The sequence below is a fragment of the Streptomyces scabiei 87.22 genome, assembly GCF_000091305.1.
GTDB classification, from domain to species: domain Bacteria; phylum Actinomycetota; class Actinomycetes; order Streptomycetales; family Streptomycetaceae; genus Streptomyces; species Streptomyces scabiei.
This window is the reverse complement of record NC_013929.1, coordinates 5,562,107-5,579,241: the sequence shown is the minus strand read 5'-3', so window position 1 is coordinate 5,579,241 and position 17,135 is coordinate 5,562,107. Positions and strand designations below refer to the sequence as shown.

Genomic DNA, 17,135 nt, shown 5'->3' with positions numbered 1-17,135 from the left:
CGGTCACGTCGGCCTACGGCTCGAACTTGTATCCCAGCCCCCGCACCGTCACCAGGTACCGCGGCGCGCCCGGGTCCGGTTCGATCTTGGCTCTGAGGCGCTTGACGTGGACGTCGAGGGTCTTGGTGTCGCCGACGTAGTCGGCGCCCCAGACCCGGTCGATGAGCTGCATACGGGTCAGGACACGGCCCGCGTTGCGCAGCAGCATCTCGAGCAGGTCGAACTCCTTGAGGGGGAGGTCGACCTTGGAGCCCGAGACAGTGACCACGTGACGGTCGACGTCCATCCGGACGGGACCGGCCTCCAGCGCGGCCGGGGTGACTTCTTCGGGCTCGCCGCGGCGGCGCAGTACGGCCCGGATACGGGCGACGAGCTCGCGGGAGGAGAAGGGCTTGGTGACATAGTCATCGGCTCCTATTTCCAGGCCCACGACCTTGTCGATCTCGCTGTCCTTGGCGGTCACCATGATCACCGGGACGTTGGAGCGGCCGCGCAGCTGACGGCAGACCTCGGTGCCCGGCAGCCCGGGCAGCATCAGGTCGAGCAGGACGAGGTCGGCTCCGTTGCGCTCGAACTCGTCGAGGCCGTCGGGTCCGGTGGTCGCGATGGCGACCTCGAAGCCCTCTTTGCGGAGCATGTAGGACAGGGCGTCGGAAAAGGACTCCTCGTCCTCGACGACGAGCACTCGGGTCACGGAAGGACCTCCGGGGCGGGATGCGATGCGTACGGTCCGTACGGGGATGGGGCGGTGTGAGGCTGTCCGTCCTCGTCGTCGAGGTCGGGGTGCCGGTCCGCACGGACACGGGACGCGCCCGCCTCCGGCAGCTTGAGGGTGAACGTGGAGCCCTGTCCCTCCGAGCTCCACACCGTGACTTCCCCGCCGTGCGAGGCGGCCACGTGCTTGACGATCGCGAGACCGAGACCCGTGCCGCCGGTCTGGCGGGAGCGGGCCGGGTCCACGCGGTAGAAGCGCTCGAAGATGCGCTCCTTGTCCTTGTCCGAGATGCCGATGCCCTGGTCGGTCACGGCGATCTCGACATGGTCCCCGCCGGGCGCGGACACCTGGCGTGCGGCTATGCCGACGCGGGTGCGGGCCGGGGAGTAGTTGACGGCGTTCTCGACGAGGTTGCCGAGGGCGGCGGCGAGCTGCCCGCGGTTGCCCCACACGCGCAGCTCGGCGGTGCCGCCGGCGGCCATCGTGATCTGCTTGGTGCCCGCCTGGTGGCGGCAGCGGTCGACGGCCTCGGCGACCAGCTCGTCCACCCGGACGGGTTCGGCGTCCTCCAGCGGGTCGTCGTTCTGCACCCGGGAGAGGTCGATGAGTTCCTGGACGAGGTTGGTGAGCCGGGTGGCCTCGATCTGCATGCGCCCGGCGAACCGCTCCACCGCCTCGGGGTCGTCCGACGCGCCCATGACGGCCTCGCTCAGCAGCGACAGCGCGCCCACCGGCGTCTTCAGCTCGTGGCTGACGTTGGCGACGAAGTCCCGCCGCACGGCCTCGATCCGGCGGGCCTCGGTGAGGTCCTCGACCAGGAGCAGCACCAGCCGGGAGCCGAGCGGCGCGACGCGCGCGGAGACGGCGAGCGCCTCCCCGCGTCCCGTGCCGCGCCGGGGCAGGTCCAGCTCGACCTGTCGTATCTCGCCGTCCCGGCGGGTGTCGCGCGCCATCTTGAGCATCGGCTCGATGGAGAGCTTGCCGCCCCGCACGAGCCCGAGGGCGTACGCGGCGGAGCTGGCCTTGACGACGGCGTCGGCCTCGTCGAGCACGACGGCGGAGGAGCGGAGCACGGAGAGCACGGTGTCCACACCGGGCGGGAGCACCGGGTCCGTGTGCAGGGAGGTCCTGGTGGGACGCTTCTGCTCGCGTTCGCTGACACGGAACGCCAGCATGGCGATGACGCCGGTGAGTACTCCGGCGATCGCTGCCGCTGCGGCGACCGCCGCGTTCACGTCCATGCATCCAGGTTAGGCACGAGGTCGGACATCCCCACAGCGATCGGAGGGCGACCTCGAACACTCGTCGCCCAGAGTTCACCTTGGAGCCAGTATTGGTTCATTTGGGATGGCCGAAACGGACGCGTACGGGCCTGAACGTGGGAGCGTGGGGTTCGTCCGGGCCCCCGGTCACCGTTTCGCCGTCGCCGTTCATATGGGTCGTTCGGCCTTCCTGGCCTGGCGCAACGGTCTCCGGAACGGCTTTTCTGGTAACCCACGAGCTGACGTACGTAAGAGAGGGACACCCTGATGCGGGACGCGTACCACGAGGAACTTGACTCGATCGGTGAGGGCCTGGTCGAGATGGCCCGACTGGTCGGTTCGGCGATCGGTCGCGCCACGACGGCGATGCTCGACGCCGACCTGAAGCTGGCCGAGAGCGTGATCGAGGCGGACAAGAAGGTCGACGACCTCCAGCACGACCTGGAGGCCCGCGCGATAGCCCTGCTGGCCAGGCAGCAGCCGGTGGCGACGGATCTGCGGATCGTCGTGACGTCGCTGCGCATGTCGGCGGACCTGGAGCGCTCCGGCGACCTCGCCCAGCACGTGGCCAAGCTGACCCGGCTCCGCTTCCCCGAGAACACGGTCCCGCGTGACCTGCACGCGACGATCCTGGAGATGGGCCAGCTCGCCCAGCGCCTGATGGCGAAGGCCGCCGAGGTCATCATCACCAAGGACGTCGACCTCGCGCTCCAGCTGGAGAGCGACGACGACGCGATGGACCTCCTGCACCGCACCCTCTTCCAGCACCTCATGGACGACCGCTGGAAGCACGGCATCGAGACCGCCGTCGACGTCACCCTCCTCGGCCGCTACTACGAGCGCTTCGCCGACCACGCCGTGTCCGTCGCCAAGCGCGTGGTGTACCTGGTCACGGGTGAGCACGCGGACGAGCTGCAGGCGGACATCCAGCCGGTCACGGGGGTCGAGGGGGCCTAGTCCGGTCGAGGGGGCGTAGTCCCTCCTCGCGAGAGGGGAGCGTGGGGCTCCCGTTGCGGAGCCCCCGGCGCCCGCCCGCCCTGTGGGGCGTGCGGGCGCCTCCGTGCGCCGTTGATGCGCCCGGCCACAAGGCCCTGCAATGGGACCAACAATGGGTACGGGCAGGACGCGGGCGGGGCTCGGACCATCGATGCCCTGCGCGGGCCCGGTCGGCCGACCGCCGGCGGCCGCCCTGCCGCCCCAGCTGCCTCAGCTACCTCCGAGGAGGGACCATGGCCGACTCCCCATCACCCGCCAGCCCCAGCACTCCGGACCCGACACAGGTACGGGACACCCATCAGCCCGCGGACATCAGGATTCTGCCCCTCGTCGGCGCCTGCGGCTGCGGCTCCGGCTGCGGCTGCGGCTGCCAGTCCGGCAACCCGTGCCAGTGCGGCTGACCGGCACGGGCCGCTGTCGCCCGTAGGCGGGAGGAGGGGCCGCGGCCGCCCGTGGCGACGGCCCCTCCTCTTCCCTCGGACCCCGGCGCGGCCGGCGAGGGGTCGCACCCGTGGACGTACGGGCGCAGCATGTAGGGAGGACCGAAGCAGAGGCCGACCAGGAAGAGGGAGGTGCGGCCATGAGCAAGTTCATGGACGTCCACCACAACATGAAGGGCATCACGGCGGACCAGCTGCGCGAGGCGCACAACGCCGACCTGGCCATAGAGAAGGACGAGCAGGTCCACTTCGAACGCGCCTGGGCCGACCCCGAGTCCGGCACGGTGTACTGCCTCTCCGAGGCACCCTCCGCCGAGGCCGTGCAGCGCATCCACGAACGCGCCGGCCACATGGCGGACGAGATCCACCCGGTGCCCCTGGCGGTCTGAGCGCGCGGGGCCCTCGCCTGGCGCCGGTACGCCTCCGCACGCCCTGTCCGGCGGACCTCGCGGGATGGAACCATCCACTTGCCCACCGATTGCGGTGCGCACACGGTTGCGGTGCGAGCAAGGGGGATGCGATGGCTGTGGTGATGTCCATGCTCTGGGCGGACGTGACTCCGGAGCAGTACGACGTGGTGCGGGACGCGGTGGACTGGGAGGAGGTCCCGGCGGCCGGCGGCCACCTGCACGTGGCCTGGTTCGACGACCGGGGCCTTCATGTCACCGACGTCTGGGAATCCCAGGAGGCGTTCGAGACGTTCTTCGCCGAACGCCTCGCCCCCGCGATCCAGAAGGCCGGCCTCACGGGCACCCCGGAAACGACTCTGAGCCCCCTGCACCGCCGCTTCGTCGCACCGGACGTCACGGGCGCCGCGTGACATCCGGCGTCGGGGCCCCGTGACCCTGCCCCGACGGCGGATGCCGATGAAGCTGGGCCGATGCCCGGACAGCGCAGAAGGAGACGACGACAACAGGCCGAGGCCCGGCGCACCGCGGCGCGCTTCGCCTCGGACTCGGGCCGGTGGGAGGTGCTGTTCGAAACGCAGGACGCATCGGAATGGCACACGCATCTCCGCCGCCTCCGCGCGTCGGACGACCAGATCGACGGGACGGCGGCACGGCTGGACAGACTCTGCGGCCGCGACACCCACCCGACCACGTTCCGCCCGAGCGCCTTCGTGCGGAGGCGCGAGCCGAGCCGAGCTGAGCTGAGGTCTGACGGGGCCCCTGCGGGCCCCGGCCGATCAGAACGGCCCCTGCCTGTGCCGTGTGCGCGGGCGGGGGCTTGTGCGTGCGGGGTTACTGGGCAGGGGCGGCGGGCTCGTACGCCGGATGGTCGTCGTTGGTCGTCATTCCATGGCCGAGTCAAGCCGTCGACCATCTTGAAATCCGTCGTGGCGCAGGTCTCCGTGGTGCAATTCCCACACCCACCGCATTCCCGCGGCTTCCCGCACGATCGGGCACGGATGGGGCATGGAGCTTTGTTGTTGTGCCCTCATGGCTACCGGAGCTTCCATCAGGAGAGACCGCTGGCCCTTCGCAAGTGATCGGTGATCTCGTCTCGGATCCGCATCAACTGCCGGGCTGGTTCCACCAGGAGCGTGCCATCACCTGAGCGTTCGACCGCAACAAGCAGCCGGTAGAGAGGGGCGATCTGATCTTCCAACGACTTCACCGGGCCGAAGGCGCTACGCGGCCCTACGAGGCGGACCATCGTGCCGTGCCGTCGCACTTGGGCTATGTGGCTGTCTATCGCTGTGACAACCTCTTGCATCTCGACGCTGTGGCCCTCGCCGAACTGCTCGGCCGTCTGCCGGAGAGTACGTGCGATGTCCGTGACCGCCTGCAGGAGATCGGCGTACGCCTGAAGTGACCGAGCCTCTTGATCGGTATGCCGGGTCCGCTGCCACTTGCCTCGCTCCAAGTACGCGTTGCCCACGAGGGTCAGCGTGACTCCAGCAAGGGCGGATGCCACCGGGAGCACTTGCGTTGCCAGATCAGCCTGATCCGTAGCTCTGCTGGGCACTCCCGGCACACCTACTGCCGACCGGTATTAATCGAGTGTGCGAGTCCCGGCCCGGGTGATACAAGGTCTGCGTGACTGAGCATCCCTGCTTCCCCACCCTGCTGCGGATGATTGACGAGCGGTCCGCCGCGTTCCGCGCCGCCGTCGCAGCGGTCCCCAGCCTCGACGCCGACATCCCGTCCTGCCCGGGCTGGACGCTGTACGACCTGGCGAACCACCTCAGTGAGGGGGACCGGTTCTGGGCCTACATCGTGCTGAACACCGCGCCGGGAGACGAGCGGCCGAGCAAGGACGGGCTGGCGGCGCCCAGGGAGCGCGAGGCTCTCCTAGCCTGGCTGGCCGACTCGACGGAGCAGCTGCTTGCTGCTCTGCGCGAGGCCGGCCCGGACCGGGGCTGCTGGGCCTGGTGGGAGCCGCTGGCCTCGCCGCACAGGGCCGCCGCCGTGGCTCGCCGCCGCGTCCCGGAGTCCCTGATCCACACCTACGATGCCCAGCTGGCCTCCGGTACCCCGCAGGAGTTGCCGACGGCCGAGGCGGTCGACGCCATCGAGGAGTTCCTCGCCACCGTCTGCACCGTCACGGTCCCGTGGCCGGGCGAGCCCGCCACCATGGACTACCACGCAGCCGAGTCCGGCTCTTGGCGCCAGACGGTGGACACCGCCGGCTCCCGCTTCACCCGCCTCACCGCGGCGGAGGCCGCCGAGAGCAAGCCCACCGCCGCCATCTACGGCACGGCGAGCGAGCTGGCCCTGCTCATGTACATGCGCATCCCGGCCGACTCGCTGCGGATGGAGGGCGACGCCGACCTGCTCCAGCAGATGCAGGACTGGGGCTAACTGATCATTTCGGAATGAGGTTCGGAGCCGCCTCAAACAGATGATGCTGCAGGCGAGTCGGAGCAGTCCGAGGTGGAGGTCGGCTCGTGTCTCGTAGCGGATCCGCCAGCGTTTGAGCTGGTGAAGCCAGGTGAACGTTCGCTCGACGACCCACCTGGTCAGCGACACGACGAGAGGTGTTCCGTGGCGGTCAGGTGATCAGATGGTGCTTGCCGCCAGACCTCGCACGGTCGACCGGCGAAGGACCGGTGTGAGTCCCCTGATCCTCGGACGGACCACGACGGCCCAACTCTGCCGCACTCGCTTGACGGCCGGCACCCTCGATATACCCGTCCGAACCTCAGCCGACGACAGCCAGCCACGACCGTGGTTTTCCGCTCTTTCGGGCACGCTATGGGCACGACGCCGTGGAACGCCGGGTCGATGCGTAATTGAACCTGGGCCTGGGCACTTGACCTGCCGCAGAGGCGAAATTCGACTCTTTGACATGTACGTGGACGCTGCTCCATCCTGCTGTTACGCTCCCACAAGTGCGATGGAGATGAGCGTTTCAGCAGGTCGCAGGGGTGACCCCGCCACTGTCCGGGCTGACCGACACCTTGACGTCCGGACCGAGTAGGCGTCCACCACGTCCGGCGCATCCTGCGAAGGAGCCTGTCATGAAGGCCGACGAACTGCTCGCCCGCGCGGAGATCCTGGACGTACTCGCCCGCTACGCCCACGGATGCGACCGCCAGGACTCCGAACTGGTCCGAAGCACGTACCACCCCGACGCATACGACGACCACGCCAGCTACAAGGGCGGCATCGACGGTCTGATCGACTTCTTCACCCTCCTCGGCCCGAAGGTGGAGAGCACTTCGCACCAGCTCGGGCAGAGCCTCTTCGTCTTCGAGGGCGAGGACGTCGCCCATGTGGAGACGTACTGCATCTACCGGCTGAAGTTGAAGTCGTCCGCGCCCGACGACGCCGTTCTGCAGGGTCTGCGCTACTTCGACCGTTTCGAGCGCCGGGACGGCCGGTGGGCGGTCGCCGAGCGGACCGTGATCCTCGACTGGGAGCAGGCGTCGCAGCCTCCCACCACCCCCAGCGGGCCGGGCTGGGCCCGAGGGACGCGGGGGGAGACCGATCCGGCCGCCTCACTCACCGCCATGCTCCGTGCCGAGCGACAGTGAAAGTGAACAGGGCGCCGACGGTACGCATCGCGGGCCGGTGAGATGGTGCGCAGTGCGACGGCTGCCCAACTGTCGGCCTGGGGTGCCGTGTAGGCGTCGAAGGATGCTCGGAGTATCAACGGGCCCTCGTCGGTGAGGTCTTCGGTCCAGCACTCGCACCAGTCGCCCCGGCGAACTTCGTCCTTCAGCACAGGTGGTCTCCCGGTCGGGGGCCGGTGAACAGTTCCGCGGTGACCGCGTAGCCGCCCTCGGTGGCCGGGCGATTCCTACGCCGAGTCCCGCGAGAACGGCATGCACGCGCTCCGCCACTTCTACGCCTCGGTCCTCCTGGACGCCGGAGAGAACATCAAGGCTCTCGCCGAGTACCTGGGTCACTCCGACCCCGGTCTGACCCTCCGCGTGTACGCGCATCCCACGCCGTCCAGCCAGAAGCGCACGCGCAAGGCCGTGGCCGCCGTCTTCGACACGGCCCGGCCCGAGCCGTCCCGCACCTGACGGCCCACAGACGGCCCAGCCCCACCAAGAAGCCCCCTACCGGCGGAGAACTCGCAGGTAGGGGGCTTGTTCGGCGCTGCTTACTTCTTCTTGCCCTGATTCTTGACCGCCTCGATCGCCGCCGCCGCGGCGTCCGGGTCGAGGTAGGTGCCGCCGGGGTTGAGGGGCTTGAAGTCGGCGTCCAGTTCGTAGGAGAGCGGGATGCCGGTGGGGATGTTGAGGCCCGCGATGTCGGCGTCCGAGACGCCGTCGAGGTGCTTGACCAGGGCGCGCAGGGAGTTGCCGTGAGCGGCGACGAGGACCGTGCGGCCCGCGAGGAGGTCGGGGACGATGCCGTCGTACCAGTACGGAAGCATGCGGACCACGACGTCCTTCAGGCACTCCGTGCGGGGGCGGAGCTCCGGCGGGATGGTCGCGTAGCGCGCGTCCGAGGCCTGGGAGAACTCCGAGTCGTCCGCGAGCGGGGGCGGCGGGGTGTCGTACGAGCGGCGCCACAGCATGAACTGGTCCTCGCCGAACTCGGCGAGCGTCTGCGCCTTGTCCTTGCCCTGGAGGGCACCGTAGTGGCGCTCGTTCAGGCGCCACGAACGGTGTACCGGAATCCAGTGGCGGTCGGCGGACTCCAGGGCCAGCTGCGCGGTGCGGATGGCGCGCCTCTGGAGGGAGGTGTGGAGCACGTCCGGGAGCAGGCCGGCGTCCTTCAGCAGCTCACCGCCGCGCGTCGCCTCCTTCTCTCCCTTCGGCGTGAGGTTGACGTCCACCCAGCCGGTGAACAGGTTCTTCTCGTTCCACTCGCTCTCGCCGTGGCGGAGGAGAATCAGCTTGTACGGTGCGTCGGCCATGGCTCCGAGCGTAATCCACGGCCGGGAATCACCACCCACCTGGCCGACAGGCGGACAGGCCGTCGAGGGACGGGGTAATTCGGTGGCCCTGCCCCGAGCACGTTCGTAAGGTGTGTCCGCTGTCTTGGCCGCTTACGTCCGTGGGGGATCCGCATGCCACTCGTCGCCGTCAGGCGTGCCGTCCGGGAGTCGGTCTCCGGGCTGCCCCGGGAGTTCTGGTGGCTGTGGACCAGCACGCTGGTGAACCGGCTGGGCGCGTTCGTCGCCACCTTCATGGCGCTCTACCTGACGCTGGACCGCGGGTACTCCGCCTCCTACGCCGGCCTCGTCGCCTCACTGCACGGGCTCGGCGGGGTCGTCTCCTCGCTCGTCGGCGGCGTCATGGCCGACCGGCTCGGACGGCGGCCCACCCTGCTCGTCGCCCAGGCATCCACGGCCGGATCGGTCGCGCTCCTCGGCTTCGTCCAGGATCCCGTGGCCATCGCCGCCGTCGGCTTCCTCGTCGGGGCGGCCAGCAACGCCTCCCGCCCGGCCGTCCAGGCGATGATGGCGGACATCGTCCGGCCGGAGGACCGCGTCCGGGCGTTCTCCCTCAACTACTGGGCCATCAACCTCGGTTTCGCCGTCTCCTCCATGGGCGCCGGGTTCATCGCCGAGGTCAGCTACCGCGCCGGTTTCCTGGCCGAGGCGGGGATGACGCTGGTCTGCGCGATCGTCGTCTTCCTGAAGCTGCCGGAGTCCCGCCCCGAGCGGACGGCGGCGGAGAAGGCCGGGGCAGAGGACGTCGGACTGGGGACCGTGCTGCGCGACGGCCGGTTCATGGGTGTCGTCGGGCTCTCGTTCCTCGTCGCACTGATCTTCCAGCAGGGGTCGGTGGGTCTGCCGGTCGCGATGGGTGCGGCCGGTTTCACTCCCGCCGACTACGGGCTCGCCATCGCCGTCAACGGAGTGCTGATCGTGGCCCTGCAGATCCCGGTCACCCGGGTCATCGAGCACCGAGACCCCGGACGGCTTCTCATCGTCTCGTCCGTACTCGCGGGGTACGGCTTCGGCCTCACCGCCTTCGCCGGGTCGATCGGGGTCTTCGCCCTCACCGTCTGCGTCTGGACCCTGGCGGAGATCGTCAACGCGCCCACCCAGACCGGCCTCGTGGTCCGCCTCTCGCCCACGCAGGGGCGCGGCCGCTACCAGGGCATGTACACGACGTCCTGGTCCGTGGCCGCGCTCGTCGCGCCGCTGATGTCCGGTGTCGTCATCGACCGCTGGGGTGCCGGGTGGCTGTGGGGGCTGTGCGCCGTGATCGGGACCGTGGCGGGGGTGGGGTACTGGGCGTTGATGCGGCGGCTGCCGGGGGCGGAGGCGGAACTCGCCGAGACCCACCCCACCAGGGAGCCTCGCGTCGGGGTGTCGGGCGTTGGGGTGCCTGAGGTTGCTGAGGTTGGCCTGCCTGGTGAGGTGCGGGAGGCGGTGGAGCGGGAGGCGGTGGCGCCTGAGGTCGTAGTGCCTGCGGTAGTAGCGCCTGAGGTCGTGGTGCGCGCGGTCGCGGTGCCTGCGGTTGATGCGCCTGGCATCGGAGTGCCTGCCGTCCGGGAGCCCGGGGCCGGGGAGCCTGTCGGCGGAGGGTCTGGCTTCGGGAAGCCCGTCGCCGGGCGACCGGTGGGCGGAGGGCCCGGTGCCAGAGAGCCATTGGGCGGAGGGTCCAGCGCCGTAGAGCCCGTCGGCGGCCGGCCGGTCCACCTGAAGCCGGTCGACGGAGAGCACGTCGCCGGAGGGACGGTCGTCTGAGAGGGGCCGCCCGAGAGCCGTCCGAGAGATGGCCGTCCGAGAGGCGGCTGCCCGAGGACGCCACCTGAGCGGCGTCGGGAGGCCCGCCGGAGGACCGGCAGCGGGCACGGCCCGTAGAAGCGGCCCGCAAGGGCCGCCGACGGAGACAACGGCCGAGGCACCCCGCGGACACAACAGGCCGAGGCACCCCGCAGAGACTGGGGAGCGGCACCCGACGAAGACCGGCGGCGGCACCCGGCGGAGACCGGCGCCAAGCCGTCCGACGGAGACCAGCGACAAGCCATCCGGCGCAGACCGGCGCCAAGTCGTCCGACGGAGACCAGCGACAAGCCATCCGGCGCAGACCGGCGCCAAGCCGTCCGACGACGACCGGCGCCAAGCCATCCGGCGGAGACCGGCGGCCGAGGGCATCCGACGGACGCGGGAGGCAGCCCTGCGCCGGCGGCCGGACAGACCCCCAGCAGCCCCGAGGCGGAACCCCCGCCCGGTCGCGTCGGCCGAAGAGACCGGCGCACGCGGCTCGGCCCAAGCCGGCTACGGGTGCATCCGCGCCCCCTTCACCACCTTGTCCACCCCATTGCGCGGCCCGTACACCGCGAGCCCCACCAGGTCCAGCTCCCCCGCGCCCACGGCCCGTACGGCCGCGCGGTTGTCGCGGTCGTTGCCCGTGGTGAAGAGGTCGGACGTGAACAGGGCGCGGGGCAGCGCCCGCGCCAGCGCCCGGGTGTGGGCCGCCCTCAGCACCTCCTTCGTCCCCTCGAAGACCAGGACCGGCTGGCGGAACATCGGGAGGTACGCCGTACCGTCAGCGTCCTCGTACGGCTCGCCGACCACCTCCGGGATCATCGGGCCGATACCGCTGACCAGGAACGACGTGACGTTGAGGCGTTGCCAGGTCTCCAGGTCGTCGCGGAGGAGGACGGCGATCTTGGTGTCGAAGCGGATGGGGGGCGTACTCGCGGAGGTCTCACTGCTCATGGAACGAGACTGCCGACCGGCGCACGCCCCCGTCTTGTACGTTCTTTGCATGTGCCCTCAGCGGCAGCGATCCCCGCAATCGCAGCGGCGCCCTCAGCGCGAGGTGGCCGCCTGGCGGCCGCGCGTGCCCGGCATCGTCGAGGTGTTCCACGCGCACTACACCGAGTACGCCTACCCGATGCACGTGCACGAAGTCTGGACGCTGCTGATCGTCGACGACGGGGCCGTGCGGTACGAGCTGGACCGGCACGAGCACGGGACGCCGAACGACACCGTCTCGCTGCTGCCGCCGTACGTGCCGCACAACGGGGCGCCCGTGACGGAGCACGGATTCCGCAAGCGGGTGCTGTACCTGGACCTGGACGCGAGCCCGCTGGACGAGAGTCTGATCGGGGCGGCCGTGGACGGTCCCGACCTGCGGGATCCGCACCTGCGACGGCGGGTGGGGCAGTTGCACACGGCGCTCGCGCGGCCGGGGGACGAGCTGGAGGCGGAGAGCCGGCTGGCACTCGTCGGGGAGCGGCTGCGGCGGCATCTTCGCAGGCCACCGGCGCGCTCGGCAGCACGGCCGGACGGCAGCCGCACGGTCGCCCACCGGCTGCGGGAACTCCTCGACGAGCGGATCACCGACGGGGTGACCCTGGCGGAGGCCGCCGGGACGGTGCACGCCCACCCCGCCCATCTCGTACGGGCGTTCGGGGCGGCCTTCGGGATCGCGCCGCACCAGTACCTGATGTCCCGGCGGGTGGAGCGGGCCAGGCGGCTGCTGCTCGACGGGATGCCGCCGGGTGAGGCCGCGGCGGCGGCCGGGTTCTACGACCAGGCCCATCTGACGCGGCAGTTCGGACGGTGGGTGGGTGTCACCCCTGGCCGCTATCGGAGCGGCCGGCCGCCACGTCCCGGGTCAGATGGCTGAACGCGTCCAGGTTGCGGGTCGGTTCGCCCCGGGAGACGCGCCAGGCGTACTCCTTGCGGATCGCCGAGGCGAAACCCAGTTCGAGCAGGGTGTTGAAGGCTCCGTCGGCCGCTTCCAGGACCTGGCCGAGGAGCCCGTCGATGCCGTCGGGGGTGACGGCGGAGAGGGGCAGCCGGGCCGTGACGTAGACGTCGCCGAGCGGGTCGACGGCGTAACTCACGCCGTACAGCTTGAGGTTGCGCTCCAGGAGCCAGCGGTGGACGCCCGCCTCGTTCTCGTCGGGGTGCCGGATCACGAAGGCGTTGAGGGAGAGGGAGTGCCGGCCGACGATCAGGGAGACGGTCGTCGAGAGTTTGCGGGTGCCGGGGAGCTTCACGACGTACGTGCCGGGCGCCGGGCTCTCCCACTCCAGCTCGGCCTCGGTGAGGACCTGCTCGATGATCGACGCTTCGTCAGCCATGGGGCGAGCGTACCCGCCGGTACGAACCGGTCGGCCATGGAGCCACCGCGGGCCCCGGCGGCTCACCCGTAGTGGCCCCGCACCCGGTACCGGCGGTGGTCGTGCATGGCCGCCGTGTAGACCTCCGCGGTGGCGGCGGCCGAGGTGTCCCAGCCGAAGGACTCGGCGTGCGCGGCGGCGGCCGCGCCCATGCGGGCGGGCAGGTCCGGCGTGTCGGCGAAATCGCCGAGCACGCGCGCGTAGGCGGCGGGATCGTGGCCCTGGACCAGGAACCCGGTCCGCCCGTCCCGCACGGCGACCGGGAGTCCGCCGACCGAGGCCGCCAGCACCGGCGTACCGGCCGCCTGTGCCTCGATGGCGACGAGCCCGAAGGACTCGCTGTACGACGGCATGACCAGCACGGACGCCGCCCGGAACCAGTCCGCGAGCTGCTCCTGGCCGACGGGCGGCCGGAACCGTACGACGTCGGCTATGCCGAGCCGCGCGGCCAGCTTCTGCAGCCCCTCCGGCTTGGCGAGGCCGCTGCCGCTCGGCCCGCCGACCACCGGTACGACGATCCTGGACCGCAGCTCGGGACGCTCGTCGAGGAGGACGGCGACGGCGCGGAGCAGCACGTCGGGGGCCTTGAGGGGCTGGATGCGGCCGGCGAAGAGGGGGATCAGGGCGTCCTGGGGCAGGCCGAGACGGGCCCTCGCCGCCGCGCGGCCGTCGGCCGGACGGAAGCGGTCGAGGTTCACGCCCGGGTGGACGACGGCGACCTTGTCCGGGTCGGCCTCGTAGTGGCGTACGAGTTCACCGGCCTCCTCCGCCGTGTTGGCGATGAGACGGTCGGCGGCGCGGACGATCTGGGTCTCGCCGATGACCCGGGCGGCGGGCTCGGGGGTGTCGTCGTCGGCGAGCGCGGCGTTCTTGACCTTGGCCATGGTGTGCATGGCGTGCACCAGGGGGACGCCCCAGCGCTCGGCGGCGAGCCAGCCGACGTGGCCGGAGAGCCAGTAGTGCGAGTGGACGAGGTCGTAGTGGCCGGGCCGGTGACCCGCCCATGCCTGCATCACCCCGTGCGTGAAGGCACACAGCTGGGCCGGGAGCTCCTCCTTCGCCAGCCCTTCGTACGGTCCCGCGTCGACGTGTCGCACGAGGACGCCGGGGGCCAATTCGACCGTCGGGGGCAGGGCCCCGGTCGTGGCCCTGGTGAAGATCTCCACCTCGACGTTCTGGGCGGCCAGCCGCTGCGCCAGCTCCACGATGTAGACGTTCATCCCGCCCGCGTCGCCCGTGCCGGGCTGGTGCAGCGGTGACGTGTGCACCGACAGCATCGCGACCCGGCGGGGCTTCCGGTGCAGCCGAAGCCGCCCGGAGCCGGCCGGGGAGCGCCGTCCGAGCCTGCCGACGTAGTGGCTCACGTGGCGTCCTCCTCGCTCCGGGCATGCCGTTCGGAGGGTGTGGGGCCCTCTGGTCAGGCAGAACGCCGGAGGAGTCCGTTCCATTTCCTCTTTGCGGAATTATTACCGAACCTCGCTCAACCGTTCGAGGAATACGCTCACCGCATGGCACGACCAGTCGGCACCGTCACGCGCGGCACCACCAACCCCAACCGCCTGCGCCGCATGGACCGCTGGATCGCGGCGGCGCACGGCGCCGAACTCCGCCGCGCCGCCACCCCCCTCGCCGTCGACCTCGGCTACGGCGCCTCCCCCTGGACCGCCGTCGAACTCCTCCGCCGGCTGCGCGCGGTGGCACCCAGCACCGAGGTGGTCGGCATCGAGATCGACCCGGCGAGGGTCGCGGCGGCGGGGCCGTACGCGCGCGAGGGCCTGACCTTCCGGCACGGCGGGTTCGAGGTCCCGGTGCCCGGCAGCCCCACCCTCGTCCGGGCGGCGAACGTGCTGCGCCAGTACGACGAGGAGGAGGTCCGGGCCGTCTGGGAGCGCCTGTGCGCCCGTCTCGCACCGGCCACGCACTCCTCCGCCGGGGGCCTGCTCGTCGAAGGCACCTGCGACGAGATCGGCCGTCGGCACGTCTGGGTCGCGCTCGGCCCGGAAGGCCCGCGCACGGTCACCTTCGCCACCCGCCTCGGCTCCCTGGACCGCCCCTCCGACCTCGCCGAACGCCTCCCGAAGGCACTCATCCACCGCAATGTCCCCGGCGAGCCGGTGCACGCCTTCCTCCGCGACTTCGACCGCGCCTGGGCCGCCGCGGCGCCGTACGCCTCGTACGGCGCACGGCAGCGCTGGATCCGCACGGCCCGCGCCCTGAGCACGGACTGGCCGGTCCGGGACGGGGTGGCCCGATGGCGGCAGGGCGAGATCACGGTGGCGTGGGAGGCGCTGGCCCCGAAGTCGTGAGTGCCTGAGCCTTCGGACTGCCGATTACACAGAGCGACATTCTTGTGACTCACGGGAACGATCGCCCGGGGCCGATCGTCACACAGTCGGGAGCAACGATCCCCTCGGCTCATGAGTCACACAGAAGCGACGTGACACACGCAGGGGCGGACGGAAGAGGGGGCGGGGGCAGCAGGGCCGGGGGCGGCAGGGAACACGGGCGGCAGGCGACAGGGGCGGAGGCCGAGGGGTGGGGAACGGCATGACAGCGGCGGGGTGGGCCCGGGGGTGTCGCAAGGCGGAGCCGGGGGCGGGGAGTTCGTCGCCGCTCACCCCTTTTGGATCACGCGAGGCCGTGACACGATCACCGGGCACCGGCACGTTACTGACGGTTAACCAGTTTTCTCTCTTTCTGGCGAGGTTGGGGGCAAGGGGTATGGGAGCCGGCAGGCGGAACCTGACCATGGCGGCCGTGGCCGTGGTCTGCGCGATGACCGTGCTGGCCGCACCGGTCGACGCGTACGCGAGCCAGAAGAGTCCGACCGAGCCGACCCCCACCCCGTCGAGCACCGCGGGCGGTTCCGGTACGCCGCAGACGTACCCGACCCCGGTGACCAACGAGGATCTGGAAGCCGTGCGCGCGAAGCTGGAGGACCTCTACCACGAGGCGGCGGTCGCCACGGACGCGTACAACGCGGCCGAGGAGAAGGCCGACAAGCAGTCCGACGAGCTCGTCGATCTGGCGCACGAGGTCGACCAGGGCCACGCGAGGCTGGACAAGCTGCAGGACCTGATCGGCGCGGCGGCCCGTGCCCAGTACCGCGGCAGCGGCCTTCCGCCCGAGGTGCGGCTGTGGCTCACCGAGAACCCCCAGGACTTCCTGGAGGGCGCGGACCGCCTGCGCCAGGGCCAGCTCGCGACCAAGGGTCTGCTCGCCGAGATGACCCGGACCCAGGAGGACTTGGAGCAGTACTCCAAGGACGCCGCGGCGCGCTGGAAGAAGCTGGAGGCCAACCGCAAGGCCAAGGAGAAGGCCAAGAAGAAGATCAAGAAGCAGATCGCCGCCGCCCAGGAGCTGGAAGGCCAGCTGGAGGACGACGAGCGGGAGCGGCTGGCGCAGTTGGAGGAGGCCGCCGCCGAGCAGTCACAGGCCACCTGGCTGGGCTCCGGCATCCTCGACGAGATCAACGGCAAGGCGTCGCCGCAGGGCAAGCGGGCCGTGAAGTTCGCGACGGACCAGATAGGCAAGTGGTACGAGTGGGGTGCCGAGGGCCCCGACACCTACGACTGTTCCGGCCTCACCAGCCAGGCATGGGCCGCCGCCGGCCTGACCATCCCTCGCACGTCCCAGGAACAGTGGCGTCTCCTCAAGCACATCGACATCAAGGACATGCGTCCCGGCGACCTCATCATCTACAACGCCGACGCCAGCCACGTCGCCCTGTACCTGGGCAACGGCTCGATCGTCCACGCTCCTCGTCCGAACCGGAAGGTGTCGATCGCCGGGGCGGGGACGATGCAGATCCTGGGAGTCGTACGCCCGGACGCGTGAGCGGCCGGCCGTACCCCCGGTCGCGTGGGCGTGTCGCTCGGAGGCGGCGGGCCGGAGCCGAGCGCCGGCCCGCACCGCGGACTCCACCTCACGTGCCCGTCTCGCGCGCCCGCCCCACAGGCCCGCCTCGCGTAACCACCTCACAGGCCCGCCTCGCGTGACCACCTCACAGGCCCGTCTGGTGTGCCCACCTCGCCCGCCCGTCTCGCGTGACCCACCCCACGTGACTCTCACCACCTTGCCCATCCGGCTCAACCTTCGCCGCGTGACATACGTCATCCCAGAAGAAAGCCCTGCCATGTCCAAGTGCGGTACATGATGCGGCATATGACTCCGGCCGTTTGCCGCCCGGCGTCCCGCCGAGCATTCCGTTGCGGCGGCGCCTGGCGCT

At 70.8% G+C, this 17,135-nt stretch carries 16 protein-coding genes and 3 pseudogenes; 11 read left to right on the top strand and 8 right to left on the bottom strand.

What is annotated here, in order from left to right:
- Nucleotides 1-13: 13 nt before the first annotated feature.
- Together SCAB_RS23880 and SCAB_RS23875 are read right to left on the bottom strand one after the other, a co-directional pair.
- On the bottom strand, nt 14-694 hold the full coding sequence (locus SCAB_RS23880) for a response regulator transcription factor (protein WP_009340348.1): 681 nt from the start codon (nt 692-694) through the stop codon (nt 14-16).
- Nucleotides 691-1,956, bottom strand: coding sequence for a sensor histidine kinase (locus SCAB_RS23875; protein WP_013002635.1), 1,266 nt, complete (start codon nt 1,954-1,956; stop codon nt 691-693). Before SCAB_RS23875 ends, SCAB_RS23880 begins: the two co-directional genes overlap by 4 nt.
- Nucleotides 1,957-2,244: 288 nt before the next feature.
- On the opposite strand from SCAB_RS23875, the gene phoU reads away from it, so the two are divergent.
- The 4 genes from phoU (at nt 2,245) to SCAB_RS23860 (ending at nt 4,233) form a co-directional block, all read left to right on the top strand.
- A complete protein-coding gene (gene phoU / locus SCAB_RS23870) occupies nt 2,245-2,934 on the top strand; it encodes a phosphate signaling complex protein PhoU (RefSeq protein ID WP_005476809.1) in 690 nt (229 codons plus the stop codon).
- Between the two features lie 272 nt (nt 2,935-3,206).
- On the top strand, nt 3,207-3,374 hold the full coding sequence (locus tag SCAB_RS47805; RefSeq protein ID WP_106437295.1) for a hypothetical protein: 168 nt from the start codon (nt 3,207-3,209) through the stop codon (nt 3,372-3,374).
- A gap of 179 nt (nt 3,375-3,553) precedes the next feature.
- On the top strand, nt 3,554-3,802 hold the full coding sequence (locus SCAB_RS23865; RefSeq protein WP_013002634.1) for an SCO4226 family nickel-binding protein: 249 nt from the start codon (nt 3,554-3,556) through the stop codon (nt 3,800-3,802).
- A 131-nt stretch (nt 3,803-3,933) separates the two neighbouring features.
- A complete protein-coding gene (locus SCAB_RS23860) occupies nt 3,934-4,233 on the top strand; it encodes a hypothetical protein (protein WP_041669554.1) in 300 nt (99 codons plus the stop codon).
- A 638-nt stretch (nt 4,234-4,871) separates the two neighbouring features.
- On the opposite strand, the gene SCAB_RS23855 is transcribed toward SCAB_RS23860, so the two are convergent.
- On the bottom strand, nt 4,872-5,294 hold the full coding sequence (locus SCAB_RS23855) for a hypothetical protein (protein WP_231885112.1): 423 nt from the start codon (nt 5,292-5,294) through the stop codon (nt 4,872-4,874).
- A 158-nt stretch (nt 5,295-5,452) separates the two neighbouring features.
- On the opposite strand from SCAB_RS23855, the gene SCAB_RS23850 reads away from it, so the two are divergent.
- Nucleotides 5,453-6,217: a maleylpyruvate isomerase family mycothiol-dependent enzyme gene (locus tag SCAB_RS23850; RefSeq protein WP_013002631.1), complete on the top strand. Its 765-nt coding sequence runs from the start codon at nt 5,453-5,455 to the stop codon at nt 6,215-6,217.
- Between the two features lie 36 nt (nt 6,218-6,253).
- On the opposite strand, the pseudogene SCAB_RS48625 reads toward SCAB_RS23850, so the two are convergent.
- Nucleotides 6,254-6,373: pseudogene (locus SCAB_RS48625) on the bottom strand (transposase); the annotation flags it as partial.
- Nucleotides 6,374-6,876: 503 nt separating this feature from the next.
- Here SCAB_RS48625 and SCAB_RS23845 point away from each other — a divergent pair.
- Both SCAB_RS23845 and SCAB_RS23840 read left to right on the top strand, forming a co-directional pair.
- A complete protein-coding gene (locus SCAB_RS23845; RefSeq protein WP_013002630.1) occupies nt 6,877-7,392 on the top strand; it encodes a nuclear transport factor 2 family protein in 516 nt (171 codons plus the stop codon).
- Nucleotides 7,393-7,641: 249 nt separating this feature from the next.
- Nucleotides 7,642-7,887: pseudogene (locus SCAB_RS23840) on the top strand (tyrosine-type recombinase/integrase); the annotation flags it as partial.
- Nucleotides 7,888-7,967: 80 nt separating this feature from the next.
- Here SCAB_RS23840 and SCAB_RS23835 read toward each other — a convergent pair.
- The gene (locus SCAB_RS23835; protein WP_013002628.1) at nt 7,968-8,729 is read right to left on the bottom strand and encodes a phosphoglyceromutase; all 762 of its coding nucleotides are present in this window, start codon (nt 8,727-8,729) and stop codon (nt 7,968-7,970) included.
- 153 nt (nt 8,730-8,882) lie between these two features.
- On the opposite strand from SCAB_RS23835, the pseudogene SCAB_RS23830 reads away from it, so the two are divergent.
- A pseudogene (locus tag SCAB_RS23830) lies at nt 8,883-10,094 on the top strand (MDR family MFS transporter); the annotation flags it as partial.
- A gap of 954 nt (nt 10,095-11,048) precedes the next feature.
- Here SCAB_RS23830 and SCAB_RS23825 read toward each other — a convergent pair.
- Complete coding sequence (locus SCAB_RS23825; protein WP_013002626.1) at nt 11,049-11,492, bottom strand: DUF2000 domain-containing protein; 444 nt, start codon at nt 11,490-11,492, stop codon at nt 11,049-11,051.
- A gap of 49 nt (nt 11,493-11,541) precedes the next feature.
- Between SCAB_RS23825 and SCAB_RS23820 the strand changes: the two genes are divergently transcribed.
- Nucleotides 11,542-12,408, top strand: coding sequence for a helix-turn-helix domain-containing protein (locus SCAB_RS23820; RefSeq protein ID WP_041669552.1), 867 nt, complete (start codon nt 11,542-11,544; stop codon nt 12,406-12,408).
- Here the strand turns inward: SCAB_RS23820 and SCAB_RS23815 are convergent.
- Both SCAB_RS23815 and mshA read right to left on the bottom strand, forming a co-directional pair.
- A complete protein-coding gene (locus tag SCAB_RS23815; protein ID WP_013002624.1) occupies nt 12,353-12,868 on the bottom strand; it encodes a type III secretion system chaperone family protein in 516 nt (171 codons plus the stop codon). The genes SCAB_RS23820 and SCAB_RS23815 overlap by 56 nt on opposite strands.
- A gap of 62 nt (nt 12,869-12,930) precedes the next feature.
- A complete protein-coding gene (gene mshA / locus SCAB_RS23810) occupies nt 12,931-14,271 on the bottom strand; it encodes a D-inositol-3-phosphate glycosyltransferase (RefSeq protein ID WP_013002623.1) in 1,341 nt (446 codons plus the stop codon).
- A gap of 144 nt (nt 14,272-14,415) precedes the next feature.
- Here mshA and SCAB_RS23805 point away from each other — a divergent pair, with 144 nt between their 5' ends.
- Both SCAB_RS23805 and SCAB_RS23800 read left to right on the top strand, forming a co-directional pair.
- Nucleotides 14,416-15,213: a hypothetical protein gene (locus tag SCAB_RS23805; RefSeq protein WP_013002622.1), complete on the top strand. Its 798-nt coding sequence runs from the start codon at nt 14,416-14,418 to the stop codon at nt 15,211-15,213.
- Nucleotides 15,214-15,628: 415 nt separating this feature from the next.
- Nucleotides 15,629-16,744, top strand: a complete 1,116-nt coding sequence (locus tag SCAB_RS23800) for a C40 family peptidase (RefSeq protein WP_013002621.1) — start codon at nt 15,629-15,631, stop codon at nt 16,742-16,744.
- Nucleotides 16,745-17,135 lie beyond the last annotated feature (391 nt).

What these genes read in the sequence shown, in the direction of transcription:
- SCAB_RS23875 (WP_013002635.1), bottom strand. Translation starts at nt 1,956, where the DNA reads ATGGACGTGAACGCGGCGGTCGCCGCAGCGGCAGCGATCGCCGGAGTA.
- phoU (WP_005476809.1), top strand. Translation starts at nt 2,245, where the DNA reads ATGCGGGACGCGTACCACGAGGAACTTGACTCGATCGGTGAGGGCCTG.
- SCAB_RS47805 (WP_106437295.1), top strand. Translation starts at nt 3,207, where the DNA reads ATGGCCGACTCCCCATCACCCGCCAGCCCCAGCACTCCGGACCCGACA.
- SCAB_RS23865 (WP_013002634.1), top strand. Translation starts at nt 3,554, where the DNA reads ATGAGCAAGTTCATGGACGTCCACCACAACATGAAGGGCATCACGGCG.
- SCAB_RS23860 (WP_041669554.1), top strand. Translation starts at nt 3,934, where the DNA reads ATGGCTGTGGTGATGTCCATGCTCTGGGCGGACGTGACTCCGGAGCAG.
- SCAB_RS23845 (WP_013002630.1), top strand. Translation starts at nt 6,877, where the DNA reads ATGAAGGCCGACGAACTGCTCGCCCGCGCGGAGATCCTGGACGTACTC.
- SCAB_RS23835 (WP_013002628.1), bottom strand. Translation starts at nt 8,729, where the DNA reads ATGGCCGACGCACCGTACAAGCTGATTCTCCTCCGCCACGGCGAGAGC.
- SCAB_RS23825 (WP_013002626.1), bottom strand. Translation starts at nt 11,492, where the DNA reads ATGAGCAGTGAGACCTCCGCGAGTACGCCCCCCATCCGCTTCGACACC.
- SCAB_RS23820 (WP_041669552.1), top strand. Translation starts at nt 11,542, where the DNA reads ATGTGCCCTCAGCGGCAGCGATCCCCGCAATCGCAGCGGCGCCCTCAG.
- SCAB_RS23815 (WP_013002624.1), bottom strand. Translation starts at nt 12,868, where the DNA reads ATGGCTGACGAAGCGTCGATCATCGAGCAGGTCCTCACCGAGGCCGAG.
- SCAB_RS23805 (WP_013002622.1), top strand. Translation starts at nt 14,416, where the DNA reads ATGGCACGACCAGTCGGCACCGTCACGCGCGGCACCACCAACCCCAAC.
- SCAB_RS23800 (WP_013002621.1), top strand. Translation starts at nt 15,629, where the DNA reads ATGGGAGCCGGCAGGCGGAACCTGACCATGGCGGCCGTGGCCGTGGTC.